This window comes from Bacillus haynesii (assembly GCF_001969855.1).
In the GTDB taxonomy this organism is placed as follows: domain Bacteria; phylum Bacillota; class Bacilli; order Bacillales; family Bacillaceae; genus Bacillus; species Bacillus haynesii.
Window position 1 is genome coordinate 269,812 of sequence record NZ_MRBL01000001.1, and the last position, 16,144, is coordinate 285,955.

13 protein-coding genes and 1 riboswitch are annotated in these 16,144 nt (G+C 43.4%); of the genes, 4 read left to right on the top strand and 9 right to left on the bottom strand.

Translation table 11 applies throughout. The features are described 5' to 3' along the window. Positions 1-470 precede the first annotated feature (470 nt). From BTA31_RS01335 to BTA31_RS01360, 6 genes are all read right to left on the bottom strand, one after another. A complete protein-coding gene (locus BTA31_RS01335) occupies positions 471-1,214 on the bottom strand; it encodes a tyrosine-type recombinase/integrase (protein ID WP_239693111.1) in 744 nt (247 codons plus the stop codon). 294 nt (positions 1,215-1,508) lie between these two features. Then, complete coding sequence (locus tag BTA31_RS01340) at positions 1,509-2,948, bottom strand: glycoside hydrolase family 1 protein (protein ID WP_076788464.1); 1,440 nt, start codon at positions 2,946-2,948, stop codon at positions 1,509-1,511. A 36-nt stretch (positions 2,949-2,984) separates the two neighbouring features. Next, positions 2,985-4,304, bottom strand: coding sequence for a PTS sugar transporter subunit IIC (locus BTA31_RS01345; RefSeq protein WP_026589299.1), 1,320 nt, complete (start codon positions 4,302-4,304; stop codon positions 2,985-2,987). 157 nt (positions 4,305-4,461) lie between these two features. Next, positions 4,462-5,853, bottom strand: a complete 1,392-nt coding sequence (locus BTA31_RS01350; protein WP_076788467.1) for a DUF4179 domain-containing protein — start codon at positions 5,851-5,853, stop codon at positions 4,462-4,464. After that, positions 5,823-6,392 (bottom strand): sigma-70 family RNA polymerase sigma factor, encoded by a 570-nt coding sequence (locus BTA31_RS01355; RefSeq protein ID WP_076788469.1) that lies wholly within the window; start codon positions 6,390-6,392, stop codon positions 5,823-5,825. The genes BTA31_RS01350 and BTA31_RS01355 overlap by 31 nt, the downstream gene beginning before the upstream one ends. 95 nt (positions 6,393-6,487) lie before the next feature. After that, the gene (locus tag BTA31_RS01360; RefSeq protein WP_076788471.1) at positions 6,488-6,901 is read right to left on the bottom strand and encodes a hypothetical protein; all 414 of its coding nucleotides are present in this window, start codon (positions 6,899-6,901) and stop codon (positions 6,488-6,490) included. Between the two features lie 139 nt (positions 6,902-7,040). On the opposite strand from BTA31_RS01360, the gene pepT reads away from it, so the two are divergent. Continuing rightward, positions 7,041-8,273 carry a peptidase T gene (pepT, locus tag BTA31_RS01365; RefSeq protein ID WP_076788473.1) on the top strand — a complete coding sequence of 411 codons (1,233 nt, stop codon included), beginning with the start codon at positions 7,041-7,043 and terminating at the stop codon, positions 8,271-8,273. Positions 8,274-8,766: 493 nt separating this feature from the next. Here pepT and BTA31_RS01370 read toward each other — a convergent pair whose 3' ends face one another. Both BTA31_RS01370 and BTA31_RS01375 read right to left on the bottom strand, forming a co-directional pair. Then, entirely contained in the window at positions 8,767-10,245 is a 1,479-nt protein-coding gene (locus BTA31_RS01370) for a glycoside hydrolase family 32 protein (protein ID WP_076788476.1), read from the bottom strand. Positions 10,246-10,259: 14 nt separating this feature from the next. Then, entirely contained in the window at positions 10,260-11,495 is a 1,236-nt protein-coding gene (locus BTA31_RS01375; protein ID WP_043928289.1) for an MFS transporter, read from the bottom strand. Between the two features lie 433 nt (positions 11,496-11,928). Between BTA31_RS01375 and BTA31_RS01385 the strand changes: the two genes are divergently transcribed. Together BTA31_RS01385 and BTA31_RS01390 are read left to right on the top strand one after the other, a co-directional pair. Beyond that, positions 11,929-12,903 carry a LacI family DNA-binding transcriptional regulator gene (locus BTA31_RS01385; RefSeq protein WP_076788481.1) on the top strand — a complete coding sequence of 325 codons (975 nt, stop codon included), beginning with the start codon at positions 11,929-11,931 and terminating at the stop codon, positions 12,901-12,903. A 188-nt stretch (positions 12,904-13,091) separates the two neighbouring features. After that, a complete protein-coding gene (locus BTA31_RS01390) occupies positions 13,092-13,616 on the top strand; it encodes a chorismate--pyruvate lyase family protein (protein ID WP_094777393.1) in 525 nt (174 codons plus the stop codon). A gap of 98 nt (positions 13,617-13,714) precedes the next feature. Here BTA31_RS01390 and BTA31_RS01395 read toward each other — a convergent pair whose 3' ends face one another. Then, positions 13,715-14,398: a DUF3298 and DUF4163 domain-containing protein gene (locus BTA31_RS01395; protein ID WP_043928273.1), complete on the bottom strand. Its 684-nt coding sequence runs from the start codon at positions 14,396-14,398 to the stop codon at positions 13,715-13,717. 350 nt (positions 14,399-14,748) lie between these two features. Then, a riboswitch (SAM riboswitch) is annotated at positions 14,749-14,858 on the top strand. 73 nt (positions 14,859-14,931) lie between these two features. Between BTA31_RS01395 and BTA31_RS01400 the strand changes: the two genes are divergently transcribed. Beyond that, positions 14,932-16,062, top strand: a complete 1,131-nt coding sequence (locus tag BTA31_RS01400; RefSeq protein ID WP_043928274.1) for a 5-methyltetrahydropteroyltriglutamate--homocysteine S-methyltransferase — start codon at positions 14,932-14,934, stop codon at positions 16,060-16,062. Positions 16,063-16,144 lie beyond the last annotated feature (82 nt).

The window sequence follows — 16,144 nt, forward strand, 5'->3', positions numbered from 1 at the left end:
CCGAAAGAGCTGCCAGCAAATGGAATACCATGTGTCTATTGCAAGCAATTGAGCATTTGAAGATGAAGAAAAAAATTCTCTATTTCGGCGCTGGATCAATGTATGATTTGAGTAAAGATGATTACATGTGGACTGACACAGGAGAAAAATGATTGATTAAGAATCTGTGGATGTCTACACCACTGAATACCGAGGAAAACCAACAATTCAAAAATACACTTCAACAGAATTGATCTGTAATTACTTAAAAGCCCTTCCAATTAGGAAGGGTTTTTTAAAAAATATGACAATAGACATAGAGCTAAACTTGCTCCTTGCAGCTTATTATTATTAATAAGGCAACTATTTTAGCGTCCTTGGCATCTAATTCATCTTGTATCTTAATACATTTGGAGCCCCCGTCTTTTAGATTAATCTCAAATAAAAGCTAGTATTCTAAATATGGTGCAGAATATTAATATTTAGATCACTTATTGGTTCTCTTTATATGGAGATGTAGCGATTTTAAAGGCTATTGCTGCTTTTTCCCAATCTTCTCTAATTTCGTCATCAGAAGGGTGGAGGTATAGATTTATAGTAGTCTGTATATCTGAATGTCCTAAACGTTCTTGTACCATTTTTTTGTTTTTAGTTTGGAGATAGTAAGTGGTTCCATGGGTATGACGAAATAAATGTGGAGTAATATAGACATTTGTCTTTTTCTCAATTTCTTTTAAAGTAGCATAAATATCTGAATATGTTAATGGAGCCCCGGGGTTTCTTCCCCAAAGTTTGACGAAAACAAAATTATGATCTGGATTATAATTATCGATTACCTCATATAAATAATCATCATACAGATCCATTAGTGATTGCGAAATGTCTAGTTTCCTTGCACCTGTTTTCAGCTTTCCGCCGTTATGTAATTCCCCTCGGTCTGTTAATTGCAATTTATGCCGTCTTTGCTTTGCGTCAAATTGAAAATCTTCTAAATAGAGAGAGAAGACTTCTCCTACACGCAATCCGGTCTCAAAAAATAATTTCATCATAAATTTATCCCGAATATTTGTGGCGGTATGATAGATAGTATTGACTTGATCTTTTGTAAAGATTTTCACTTTTTCTTTAGGCTCTCTTAGCTTTAAGATATTTTTAGAAAGTGAGTTTCCTTTATGAACATGATGTAAGAAACTTTTATATCTATTACCACCGGCACCAGTAAACATCACTTTCATTAGCTTTTCAATAATATCTGATTCAATTAGGTCGATGCGATATAGATAATCATAAAAGCTTGTGACGGCACTTAAATAGACATTTACTGTCTTTTCCTTACGTCTAGCAGTAGTTTCTTTATGCGGAACAATTTTATTAGCTTAATATGGGTTTCTAAGCCAGGCTACAAAGTTGGTGAGTACTTCAAAATTGACTTGGATTGTTTGTTATTATAATGGACTATAAATACTATTAAATTGAACCTAAATATAAAAAATCATCCCGTTTTTGGTCGGGATGATTTCTCTTTTTGTTTACTTATAGAGCAGATCCGGTTCTGTTTCAAACTGTCTGTTTTGAATGATGTCCCGATAAAAATGAGCGGATTTCTTCAGCGCCCGCTTGCGGTTTTGCTTTAATTGAATCTCGACAAGACCGTAGCGATTTTTAAAAGCATTCATCGGAGAGACATTATCAGTAAAAGCCCAAAGCATATAGCCTTTGCAATTCGAGCCATCAGCGATCCCTTTCATGGCTTCGGCCAAATGCTTGGAAATAAAATCGATCCGGTAATCGTCCTGAATAATCCCCTCTTGATTTTTGAATCGGTTCTCATTTTCTACTCCCATCCCGTTTTCCGTAATGAGCCACTCTTTATTGCCATACTCATTTTTGATTCTCATCGCCATATCATAAACAATTGGGGGATAGATCTCCCATCCTCTGAATGGGTTCATTTTTCTGCCGGGCAGCTCAAAGTATTCATAGTAATAAGCGGGATGAAATGGCGTTGCTTCATTCCACTGGCTTGACGGAGCTTTTACACGGCGGGGGTAATAAAGGTTAATGCCGACAAAATCTACTGTATGCTGCTTGATGATGTCAAGCTCCGCCTCATGATGGTCAAACAGAATATCGTGTTTGACCAAAAGCTCCATCAATTCATCGGGATAGGCACCTTTGATGCTCGGATCCAAAAAAACTCTGTTAAAAAACAAATCATAGATGCGGGCCGCTTTTTGATCATGGGGCGCGCTTGATCTCGCATAAGTAACCTCCGGATTCAAAATAACGCCGATTTTGGCGCCTTCCCGGCACTCAGGCTTGCAGGCGTGAAAAAGCCGAACACACTTCGCCGTCGCCAATGCCTTATTAAAATTCCACTGCATCCATTTTTTCGTGTTCTGCTCGTATGGATAGCGAAGTGCGTCAAGGTAGATCCGCGTTTGCGGCACGATCGGTTCATTAAAGGTAAACCAGTATTTCACCCTATCCCCATACCGTTTAAACGCTTTTTCCGCGTATGCCGTAAATAAATCTATGACATGTTTAGAACCCCACCCTCCGTATTTCTCCATCAGCACTGCGGGAATCTCATAATGCTCAAGGCAAATCATCGGCTCCACACCTGATGTAATCAGCTCATTGATGACAGCGTCGATATAGCCTGCGTATACTTCGTCAACTTCTGCTGTTTCATAGTCAATCAGAAAACGGGACCAGTTAATCGATGTCCGGTAATGTGTCAAGCCGATCTCTTTCATATGCTGGATATCCTCTTTATAGCGGTTATAAAAATCGGTTGCCACAGCCGGTCCGTATCCGTTATGCCATACATGCGGATCATTCTTGTACCACATATCCAAATAAGAGTTCTGCGACGGCCTCTTTCCGGCCCATCCTTCCGTCTGCCAGGCGGACGCAGCGGCGCCCAAAATAAAGTCGCCGGGAATCTTCCACGTTTGCTTTTTCATTTCAATTGCCTCCTTCTTTGCAATGAAAGTAAGGTATTATACGGAAACATTTTTTTCAGCACTGATGCTATAGCTGCGATTCAAAAGAATCACAAACGGAAGGTAAATGATGACCGACACGATGATACAAACAATTTGCGTCAGGACAGCGCCGAGGCTGCCGCCTGTTGAAAGCCAGGCATTGATAATCGGCGGTGTCGTCCAAGGCACCATGACGACGGCTTTTCCCGCAAAGCCGGCCGCCGTCGCAATGTAGCCGATCGTCCCCGTCACAAGCGGCGTTATAATAAACGGAATCGCCATTAACGGATTCAGCATAACAGGAACTCCGAAAATCACCGGTTCATTGATATTAAAGACACTAGGACCAAACGAAATCTTTGTGATGCTGCGCATATCCTCCCGTTTTCCCGCAATCAAAATCGCGATCAACAGACCGATTGTAACGCCTGAGCCGCCGATGCTCATATACACATCCCAGAAAGGCATCGTAATAATATTGGGAATTGATTCTCCCGCTGAATATGCATTCATATTGACGGTGATGGAAGCGAGCAGCAAAGGCTCCCTGATCGGCTTCACCATTTGGTTGCCGTGGATGCCGATCACCCAGAAAAACTGCGCGACAAACACTAAAAGAAGGATGCCGGGAAGACCTTGAACGGCGCCTTCCAGCGGTTTTTGCACGACATTGTACACGGCTTCATGCAGATAGACACCCGTCAGCTGATGAAAAGCAAACCCAAAGCTGGCGATGATGGTAATGGTAATAATGGATGGAAATAAGGAGCCGAATGATACGGCGACATTGGCCGGCACGCTATCCGGCATTTTAATCTTGAGCCGGTCCGTACTGGAAAGCTTGCTGAAGATTTCAACAGACACAATCGAAATAAACATCCCCAAAAAAAGCGACTTCGGATCCGTAAATTCCTTGGCCAGCACGTTAACCACTTCCTGCATCGAACCGTCCACTTCCAACAGCACCGTCGATGGAATGACAGAGATATAGGACATCAGCGCCATCAAGCCGGGAAAAAACGATTCATGCCCATTCAGCTTTCCGAGCTCAATCCCGATCAAAAACACCGCGCCGATCGTAATAAAGTTCAGCGTCGCATAATTGATCGACGCCATAATTGGCTCAAGCGCAGACAAGAACCGAAAAGGCCCGAAAACCGCAAGTCCCGTCTCAGGACTCATCACCATATTCTGCATCAAAACCGCAAACGCCCCGGCAATAATGACCGGCATCAGCGTGACAAACGCCGATTTAATGGCCATGATATACTTGAAGCTTGTTATTTTAAAAGCGATCCGCTCAAACGTCTCGGTCACCTTCGCCATCCTGCTCATTTACTCTCCCCCTTTTTTGGTGGTTTTCTTTTACTTTACATTGAAAACGCTTTCTTTTCGGTGCATATTTTTTCCTTTGGGAGAGGAAATTTTTTCAGGTTGGGAGACCATCAAAGCAGACAACCCGCCGTATCACTGAAACAGCGGGTCATATATTTTACTGTGGCAATTGCACTTTGATCGGCTTAAACGGTGTAGAATAAAATGCGCTTAAATAACCAAATTCGACATCAAGCGAATATTGGTCAAGACTGAAGTTTTTCGCTCCAAATTCACCATCTAACGTAAAGTCTGATCGGAATCGGAGTTTTTTAGGATCAAGCACTTTTGTAAAATTACCTTTTACGCTGTGTCCCATCGGCGCCTCATCAAAGCCTTTATAAGCCGAATCAACCAGTGACATCGTTTCTAAAAAATTTTGCATGCTGTCAATATCGATCTTAGATTGATCGACATGTTTCAGATGATAGTCGACCGACAGTTTGCTGCCGTTTTGTTTCACCTGATCAACGGCAATCTGGAAGTCATGACGGTCAGCGCTCAGCGCGGCGGGTGTTTTTGTGAGAGGCAGCGTTTTTTCGGAATCACCCATACTGCTGCTCGCCTCAATCTTGAGGTATTTTGCTCCTTTATTCACCTTTCCAAGGATCAGCCTCTCTTCGTGACGAACCCTGCTTCCGGTTATTTTGCTGTCTGTTGTCCACTGCCCTCCGCTTATATGAGGGATTTCGTTTCCTTTATCATCGGTCACCTTCATAATCGATGTGCGATCGTGTGGATGTTCCTCTGAGTTGGATACTTCATAGTCGATGACAGTCGATTCTTTTCCAATAATTACCGTTTTTACGGCGAGCTTATGGCCATCAGCCGATTGTGCATTGTTGTTGGTTATGTGCAGCGTTTTATACGGCAGCTTTGAAACCGGAATGTCGAATTTCCATTTTCCTCTGATGCCATTGAGGCTTGTGATCGTAACCGGGAGTGTCAGTTTATCTGGAATATGTTTGTCTGGATAGCCCATCTGAATGTAGCCGGTATAGCCGTCATCTGTTTTCTTCAAGTCTCCTTGAGAAGCGATAGCCCATTTGCGCTCGCCATTAAATAATGTGAATTGAATCGTTCTCGCTCCATCATTTAAGTCTTTTCTTGTATCGCTTTTCACCTTAAACGTCATACCGATGATTCCGCCGTCAAAATAAACACTTGTAGCTGTCACGTCTATGTTGTTGCTGGACGCTTTCTCGTTCAGTTCAGTGACAAGCTGGCCCGCCACCAAGTTTTGGCCGACATAGTCGTGGAATTGTTGATACGCTTTCCCAAACAGCGGGACGTCAGCCAATACGCTTTGCATCACTGGGGAAACGAAGCCGCTTCCAAGAAGGAGCACGGCGGCCGCGCCTGAAACAAAAATAGTCCTTTTCATGGCGCGCTTCGGCTGAAACGTTTTTTCCCGTTTGGCCCGCTTGATGCCTTTATCGATCGATTCGCAGATTTCTTTTGTAGGGACATCGATCTTGTTTACTTCGTTTTTGAACCATTGTTTGTCCATGCGTCTTCTCCCCCAGTCAGTAGTTGTTTTAATTCAAGCTTCGCTCTTTTCAAATAGGTCTTAACGGTTCCTTCCGGAGCATTCATCACCTCGGCGATATCATGAATCGGCAGGTCGTGATAATAAAATAGAATGATGGCGGTTTGATATTCTTTTCGCAACTGCTGAACAGCTTCAAGCATCCCCATTCTGTCGTCCGCATGCATCTCCTGCTCCTGTCCTTCGTCCTGCAGCGGCCTGTCCATTAAAACCACTTTCTTTTTCTTGTCCAATAAGGCATATGCTTGATGAATGAGGATTTTCGTCAGCCATGTCAAAAAGTATTCCGGATTCCTCAGCTGGGCAATCGATAAAAATGCCTTGTACGCCGTCTCCTGTACGATATCTAACGCATCCTCCTTGTTTCGCACATATATGTAAGCTGTTCTGTAAAGCTGATCGCTGTGCTTTTGAAACAGCATTTCAAAAGCTTTGGCATTGCCTGCGACAGCTTTCTTAACTAATCTGATTTGGTTCACTGCTGCGCCTCCTTCAAACATTAGAGAGGGAAATTGATGAGAAAAGTTTCAAAAGGATGGAATTTTTTCTCTGCATTAAAAAAATCCGCTATTTCACTGAAAATAGCGGATTCTATTTATTTCTTTGTCAGCGTCACTTTAGAAGTTCCGGTTTGGCCGTGCGGGGCCTGTTCATGTATAAGCTCTTCCCTCAGGTCATTCATACTTGATCGTTTGATCCGATATACGGCCTCAAGCCGCACCAAATATTCGGCTCTTGTTTTGAAAGCATGAATGATTGAGATGATCCAAACAATGAGTAATGCTTTCATTGCCAAATCGAAGAGGAACGTTCTGGCTGTAAAGGCAGCCAATAAAACCGCCGCTGCGTATCCGATTCCGGCAAATAACCATTTTCCTTGTTTAGTTCGCGCTGCGATATAAATAAATGCAAACCAGCTTAAAAATCCAAAAGGAACCCATGTGAACACAAGCCAGAAGGAATGTGCAAACTCCCATTTCGTTCCTTTATTTGTATAACCTTTAGCCATTTTGATACTCCCTTACAATTGTGATGATCCTTTAGAACTATATTATACTAAATTTTCCTACACAGGAATAAAAGTTTTCGATTCGCCCGCCATGAATGATAAGATAAACATAAAACCAACAATTGGAGATGAAGGAAACATGAAGAACAAACTGATTGAACGTCTCATTTCTTATGCGAAAGTGGATACGCAGTCAAATGAAAACAGTCAGACGACGCCTTCCACTCCCGGGCAGCTGACGCTTGCCAATATGCTTGTCGAAGAGCTGAAAGAGATCGGCATGAAGGACGTCACAATCGATAAAAACGGCTATGTGATGGCGACGCTTCCTTCGAATACGGAAAAAGAGGTACCGACAATCGGTTTCTTGGCTCATGTGGATACAGCAACAGATTTTACCGGAAAGAACGTCAATCCGCAGGTTATCGAACAATACGACGGAAAGGACATTGTGCTGAATGAATCCCTCAATGTCGTCTTATCACCCAAGGAATTTCCCGAGCTTGCAAATTATGCGGGACATACGCTGATGACAACCGACGGAACGACTTTGCTCGGCGCCGACAATAAAGCGGGGATCTCTGAAATCATGACGGCAATGGAATATTTAATTGCGCACCCCGAAATCAAACACGGAAAAATCAGAGTCGCTTTTACGCCTGATGAAGAGATTGGCAGAGGGCCGCACAAATTTGACGTCGAGGCGTTCAACGCCAAATTCGCGTATACAGTTGACGGCGGACCGCTTGGCGAACTGCAGTACGAAAGCTTCAATGCCGCAGCAGCGAAAATCACTTGTAAAGGAACGAACGTCCACCCCGGCACAGCAAAAGGGAAAATGGTCAATGCCGCCAAAATCGCGATGCAGTTCCACGCCGCATTGCCGGAAAACGAAGCTCCTGAATTTACAGAAGGTTATGAAGGCTTTTATCATCTGCTTTCGATCAATGGTGATGTCTCTGAAACGAATCTCTCCTATATCATCAGGGATTTTGACAGAGACCGATTTAACGAGAGAAAAGAAATCGTCCAAAAAATCGCAAACGACCTTACAGCTAAATACGGCGAAAACAGCATCACAGTGGACATGAATGATCAATATTACAACATGAGGGAAAAAATCGAACCGGTTAAAGAGATTGTCGACATTGCCTATGAAGCGATGAAAAACCTGGATATCGAGCCGGTTGTGAAACCGATCCGCGGGGGAACCGACGGCTCACAGCTCTCTTACATGGGGTTGCCTTGCCCGAATATTTTCACAGGCGGGGAAAACTTTCACGGAAAATACGAGTATATTTCCGCAGACAATATGGTAAAAGCCGCGAATGTCATCGTGGAAATTGTGAAGCTGTTCGAAGATAGGGCGTAATACGAAAAAAAGCGGAAAGCGGCTGCAAGGCACGACAGCCGCTTTTTTGCCAGATCAATCTTTATCTGTGCTTTGCCGAAAGTAGATTCTGTACATGCTGTTTGCCCGGCCCTTTGTGTATCGCTCCTTTCACAGAAGCCGTCAGGGCGCCGCATGCATTCGCAAACTCCAGCAATCTTCGGTGGTGCTTGGGTGTACCAGATCGCACAGCATTGTGCCTTTGATACATCGAGTCATGCCAATTCTGATAAAAAGGCGCCGATAAAAGCGTCGTCCTCGCCGGTTTTCTTCAAGACGCTGATTAAGTAATCGCCAAAATGATCGTTGCAACCTTCTTCAGTATTGCCGCACGGGCGCCGTATTTAGCGGTAGCAATCGCGGCATTCACAGGCGCTCCTCCGGCTACGCGCTAAAGCCCGTAACATCTAGCAAAGGGATTATTTTTTGGATCGGGATAAAGTCACTTAACTTCTCACCGATACAAAAATTCTGTTCATTTGGCTTCATCACCTTTCCAAATATCTTTCAACGTCCAGTAAGTGAACTCTTCAACCCGGACATTGCCTTTCTCAGAAAACAGCTCAATCCCGGCTCTTCCTTCTTTGGGATATATTCGGCTGGTCATTGTCGCTTCACCATGGTTTGCAAATACTTCAATAGACGATCTGTCAAGAAACAGATGCAAGGTGAGCTTCTCTTCCGCTTCAAGCCGTACGTTTCTCACACCGTCCCGCGCTTTGCCGGACTTTGAACAGTCGAGCGTCAGCTTTTGATCAACCAAGCTGTACTGGATGATTGTCTCTTCCTGTTCAATTCCCCGGATCTTTAAGCCAACCGTTTCGGCACTGCAAATTGTCAAATCAAAAACGGCTATCACTTCAAGAAGCTTTTCGGCTGTCTTTATAAAATAGCTGCCGGAAATCGATTGATTATCACATTCATGATGTTCCGATTCACGAAGTAATTGAGTCTCCTCGACGGGATTCATTAAAATTTTGTGATCATCCTTCAACGTCAATTCACGCGGCAAAGTTAATGCCCCGCACCATCCGTCTGCTTTCGTCGGCATCTCTGACTCCCACATATCCATCCAGCCAATTGCAATTCTGCGCCCTTTGTCATCCAATAACGTTTGCACGGCATAAAAGTCATGGCCGTGATCCAGCTCTTTAAAGGAGCCATGTACAAACTCATTCGTTTCTTCATTATAGTCTCCAATCAAATAGCCTGTTTGATACAGATTTTGATATGAATCACCATCCGCCTCTATACCCTGAGGGGAAATCAGCAAAATGTGTTTGCCGTCCAGTTCAAAGAAATCCGGACATTCCCACATAAAGCCGAGATTTCCGTCGCTTTGGGCGAGAACGCCTGCGTACTCCCAATCTACAAAGTTAGGCGTGCGGTATAAAATGACCCGCCCGATGTTCTCTTTTGAGGAGTTTCCGACCACCATATACCAGTTCTCACGATGCTTCCATACTTTCGGATCGCGAAAGTGACGGGCGCTGTCTTCCGGCGGCTCTGCAATGACAGGGTTTTCTTTCAGTTTTTCAAAGACGATACCGTCTTTGCTGACTGCTATATTCTGATTTTGGTAGAAATCGTCTTTCTCTTCATCTATCATATTATGCCCTGTATAGATTAAAGCGAGGTCGCCGTTATATTCGACTGCGCTTCCTGAGAAACAGCCGCTCTCATCAAATGCATCGCCAGGCGCTAAAGCGATCGGCAAGTGCTCCCAGTGAATGAGATCCTTGCTCTTCAAATGGCCCCAATGCATCGGCCCCCAATTCTCATCATACGGATGGTGCTGATAAAAGACATGATACTCCCCTTTATATTGAATAAGCCCGTTTGGATCATTTATCCAGTTTGCCCGCGGCATCATGTGATAGCCCATTCGGTATCGGTGATTCACTTTTTTCCCGGCTTTCTTCAATGCTTCTTCTGCCTGCTGAATTCTGTTCATCTGTGACATCCTCTCTATATATGCTTTCTTTGTAGACTTTGAGCAAATTCAACGTCTTTCTTTGAGTCTAGCAAGGTAAAAATCGAAATAAGGGTGAAACAAAGGACCATTGCTCCCATGATGAGATAAGTCTGGCGAAATCCGATGCTGTCGTATAAACCTCCCGCAAGCGGCGAAAAAATCGACGTGCCTACCTGGGATGCGAATTGAAAGCCGACAAGATAAAGTACGGATGAAAGACGATTATCAAAGTTAGTCGCCAAATATTTAAACACCGCAATCAGCATAATCGGCAATTCTAAAGCATGAATGAGTTTCATCGATGAAATTCCGACCGGTCCGCTGACAAGTCCGGAACCGATAATGCGGAAAGCCATTAATAGCCCCGCTAAAATCAAACTTTTTTTAGGACCGAGCTTATTGACGATGAAAGGCGCAAGAAACATCATGCCCGCTTCAATAAATACTTGGAATGAATTAAGGTATCCAAATATTTGGTTCCCCAAGGCCGGAGTCGGAAATAAGGAAGCGTAGTAAAGCGGAAACTGCTGGTCATAGACGCCGTATACGCAAGTTACGCCGATCACGTACAACATCAAAAACCAGAAATCTTTTAAGAGAAAAAGCCCTCCTACGTCTTTTAATCCGACCGAGTCTGCTCTTTCCTTTTCATAATCTGTCATCTCAATTTTTACGGAAACAATAATGGCCACTAATATGACTGCTGAAACGGACGCAACCCAGAAGTTGATATTCGGATCGATATTGAACAGCTGACCTGCAAAAAATGTCGCCGCAGCCCAGCCGAGGGAACCCCACATCCTTGTTCTTCCATATTCAAATTGATATTTACGGCTGACCTTTTCAATAAAAGTTTCAATCGCGCCAATTCCAGCGAGAAAAGCAGTTCCCAAATAAATTCCCCCGACGATAGCCCCAAGAAAGACATTGTATTGCAAAAGCGGTCCGTAAACGAAAATATAAAAGGGACCCGTAAATACGAGAAGCAAACTGATCATAAATAATATGTTTTTCTTCAGCCCGAGCTTATCAGAGATAAAACCGTACAAAGGCTGCATGCACAAAGTAAAGATAGCGTTTACAGAAAAGATAATGCCCGTCGCAGACCCGTTCAAATTGATTTCTTGCCCCAACCAAATCGCAAATAAAGAATAGCTGGAAGACCAAGTAAAAAAGAAAAAGAAAAAATAAGCGCTTAGTTTCCAATACAGAGTTTTTGAGCCCTTCATTTTCACTGCTCCCTTGACCATTATTTGAAACTGCTTAACTGCATTTGTGCCGCCATTCCGCATTCCGGGCGCCTCTCTTTACACGAAAAGACGGATGTTTAACATGTTACATTCGCTTCCGCCAGCTTTGAATCGTCTTGGACAATCCGTCCTGAGAAAACGCTTTCTTAAAATGCCGTTTTTCACATGGACGTTTTCACGCCAGCCACTTTTTCTCCTCAATCCATCGTTCCAACAAAATTTAAAAGCGCTTTCAAATGAATTTTATGTCAACCGGTTTCATATGTCAACCGGTTGACATACTTTTTTACAAAAGCGACACATAAGGCCTCGTGGTGATTCATGGAAAATCCTTGCACATAGCGGTTCAATTCTCTAAAATAAGTGCGTGATGAGAATTGTAAGCCATTTCGATAACACAGGGGGCAAGGGCATGAAGCCTAACATTCACGATGTTGCAAAAATAGCAGGTGTTTCACCAACCACCGTTTCACGGGTGCTGAATAACCGCGGTTATATTAGCGAAAAAACAAAAGAAAGAGTGTACAAGGCGATGGAAGAAATCAACTATTTTCCAAACGACCTTGCCCGCTCTTTATTCCGAAAACGCACAAATTTAATAGGCCTCATCATCCCGAACTCCAGCAATCCTTTCTTCGGGGAACTGGCCTTTCATATTGAAAGCATTTGCACGCTAAAAGGGTATAAACTTCTTCTTTGCAACAGTTTAAACCGCAAGGATAAAGAAGAGAAGTATTTGGAAATGCTGATACGAAATCAGGTTGACGGCGTTATCGCCGTAACGTTTAATAGGGGCATTTTAGATTATCACAAACAAAATCTTCCGATTGTCGCAATCGATCACTATTTATCCAATCATATCCCGGTAGTGGGATCAGACAACTATGCCGGCGGAAAAAAGGCGACAGAATTACTGCTCGGAAAAGGGTGCAAGCACATTGTTCATATTAATGGGCCGCTCGAGCTTGAAACACCTGCAAATCTTAGGAGAAAAGCATATGAAGACGTCATGAAAGAACACGGAAGAAAGCCTGTTACATATGAAGTTCCTTTTCATCAAAATTATCAAGAATATATCTCCAGGCTCTTTGATGAACAACCTAATGCTGACGGCATTTTTGCCAGTGACGACCTCATAGCTGCCGCAGTCTTGAATCAAGCCAAAAAACGAGGCATAGATATTCCCAACCGCTTAAAAGTAATCGGTTACGATGGAACGGAAACGGTTCAGTCGCTGCTCCCTGATTTGACAACGATCCAGCAGCCTATTGAATTAATCTCGAAAAAGGCAATTGAAATCTTGCTAAAAGCGGTCGATGGTGATTTTAACGATTTGCCGCGTGAAACCTATTTGCCAGTTCAAGTTCTGGAGGGTAAAACAACTTAATATTCACATCATGTTATGGAGAGATCTCCAGCTTTTATCTCTCCTATACACTTCTTTTGCTTTCTATGACTTTTGTAAAAATAAGATAAATTTTAACTTATTTTTCTAGACAAGCCACCTTTTGTGTGATAATGTATAGTACAAGTTTTCAAAATATTCTATCATTAAGTGGGGTGCCATAATTGGAAATGAGCAAAGTTCTTCCTGAACCGCTGACTTCCCTTGTGAAAGACATGCTGACCAAAACGGATGGTTCAACAACCAAAGCAATCGAAACGCTGATAGGCGGTAAGGTTGATATCGAAGTTTTCCGGCAGGTCTATGTGGATTACGATCATCTGTCTGCTGAGGAAGCAAAACTGTTCCAGTCTGATGATCAGATTTTATTCAGGACCTCCTCATTGAAACGGGGCAATGATTATTTGTCATTTAACTATGTCTATGTGAAAACGAATGCATTGCCGCCTGCCGTCAAACAATACCTAAAAGAAGAACGGCTCCCCATCGGCAAAATTATTTCCGAACTGGAGTCAAGGCGTGAAATTTTCAGCACGGGCGACTGCCTGGGAAAACATTTCACACAACTTGTACCTGTTTCAGCAGACCGGACATATGCTTTTAAAAAATACCAGATCATCAGCGGCCGGCAGTGCATGTTCTATGTCTGCGAGCTGTTCGATTTAGAACAAATCTGCAAACTGACTGCGGGCTAAATCATGCCCGTCAGCTACCGCTTTATGAAAGAGCTTCCAAAACCTCCTCATTCCTTCTTCCCTCAAAACAAAAACCCCTGAGAAACAGGGGCTGTTATTTATTGATACACTGTTTTCGGAACGGCAACGACCGGATTTCCGGCGGCATAAGGGGCTACATCGTATTGCTGGAAGACGATCGCAATGCCGTCTTTTGTGTAATAGAAAGCCGTGTTTTTACCGAGGACGATGTCTTTCTTCTTCACATCCGGGAAGAAAATGTCGCGGTGTTTTTGAATATAATTGTAAATGTATGTTTTTGTCTTATCCATTTTCGATTTTGTATTTAAGATGTCGGTTAAATACACCCGTTTTTTAGAGACAAGATCATAGTTGAAAGAGCGGACTGCCGTATTTCCGTGCGCTCCGCCGGAGTAGACATAATTGCTTGTCAGGATGCTCAGCTTTTGGCCGGTCCGGTATTTCACTTCAAAGGACGTTTGGTAATCCGTTTGATATCCGTGCTGTTGACCGTCTTTCTTGTTTTTCACATAATCTTTGTAGGACTGCTCAATATAATGTTGAAAATCTTTGTTAATCTTATTTTGGAGAGACTTGGTGCTTACATTTGCAACCTGCGGGTATTTCAGAGCCTTAACGTTTTTGTACGTATGGCTCGTAACCGTCGGTTTTTTTTCATTTGCCGCGTGTGCAGAAGGAAGTGCAGCCGCACTGTACAGCGCAAAAAACAACAATCCTGTCATCAACATGCCTAACGCTTTAAACACTGTTTTTTTGTTCATAAGAACCCTCCTTAATCTGTCATTTTTTATATTACCCATTTTGAAATCAGGTACACATTATAGACCGGTAAACTCGATAGAAAGTTTCTGTTTTTGGAAATAAAAATTGAAAAATATTCTAATTCAACCTGTTCGTTCCGCGCCTTGTTGGTTTGAACGGGTGTCTTGGCGAAAAATTCACACGCTGATTCGATACGCCCTCTTGCAGGACGACAATGTCAAAACCACTGACCCCGGTTTAACAGCAGAAGAAGAAAATGAAAAAAATCAAAGAGTTTTTTTAAACCCATTGACATTTTTATAAAAAGTATTAATATTAAAACTATTAAAAAAATCGCATAAAAAGGTTTTCCTTATCAAGAGTGGTGGAGGGACTGGCCCTGTGAAACCCGGCAACCGCTGTCTATGACAGAATGGTGCTAAATCCTTAAGAGCATGTTCGTGCTCTTGAAGATAAGGAGGAGATTGAATATATCAAGCTCTTCCTTATCGGGAAGGGCTTTTTTATGTCTATAAAGAAAGAGGGATGAAGCATGACACAATCAACCGATGTACTGAAGCAAACGCCAGGAAGAAAAATCGGACCGTACAGAGCTGATCAGGTGGGAAGCCTTTTAAGGTCTGAGCCTGTAAAAAAAGCGCGCCTCCAAAAAGCGAACGGTGAAATTAGCGCTGAACAACTGCGCGAAGTCGAAAACGAAGAGATTAAGCGGATTGTCGAAAAGCAAAAAGAAATTGGTCTTAAAGCCGTTACAGACGGGGAATTCCGCAGGTCATGGTGGCATTTCGATTTTCTTGAAGGACTTGACGGCGTAGAAGGATATACAGCGGACAAGGGCATTCAATTTCATAATGTTGAAACGAAGCCGCGCGGCATCAAAGTAACAAGCAAAGTCGATTTTACAAACCATCCGATGCTGGAAGATTATAAATTTCTTCATGATATTGCGGGAACACATACGCCGAAAATGACGATTCCGAGCCCGAATATGCTGTTTTTCAGAGGAAAGCTTGGAGAAAGCCCGTACGAGGATCTGGATGAGTTCCATCACGATGTGGCGCAGGCTTACAAAAAAGCGATTCGCGCATTTTACGATGCCGGCTGCCGCTATTTGCAGCTGGACGACACGGCCTGGTCCGTATTTTTCTCAGAAAAAGGACACGAGCAGATCAAAGCCTTCGGCCGCCAGCCTGATGAGCTGCGCCAGTCTTTCGCCAATACGATTAATGAAGCAGTTGAAGGACGCCCCGATGATTTGACGGTGACGATGCATATTTGCCGCGGCAACTTCAAGTCGACATGGGTGGCAGAAGGCGGATATGACGAAGCTGCTGAAACGATTTTCGACGGACTGAACCTTGACGGGCTCTTCCTTGAATTCGATGATGAGCGCTCCGGCGGATTCGAACCGCTACGCTATGTCAAACGGAAAGACCTGCAAATCGTCCTCGGTTTAATTACATCTAAATTCGGCGAGCTCGAAAACCCGGATGCCATTAAGCGGCGCATCGAAGAGGCTTCCCGCTTCGTCGATCTGAACCAGTTGTGTTTGAGCCCGCAGTGTGGCTTTGCCTCCACAGAAGAAGGCAATCTCCTGACAGAAGAGCAGCAATGGGAAAAACTGCGTCATGTCGTCGAGATCGCAGAAGACGTATGGAAATAACAGCTCACCTCATATTTTGAGACATGCCTCCTGACGGCATGTCTCTTTTTTTGCCCCTCTATTACAATTTAAAATTCCTTCT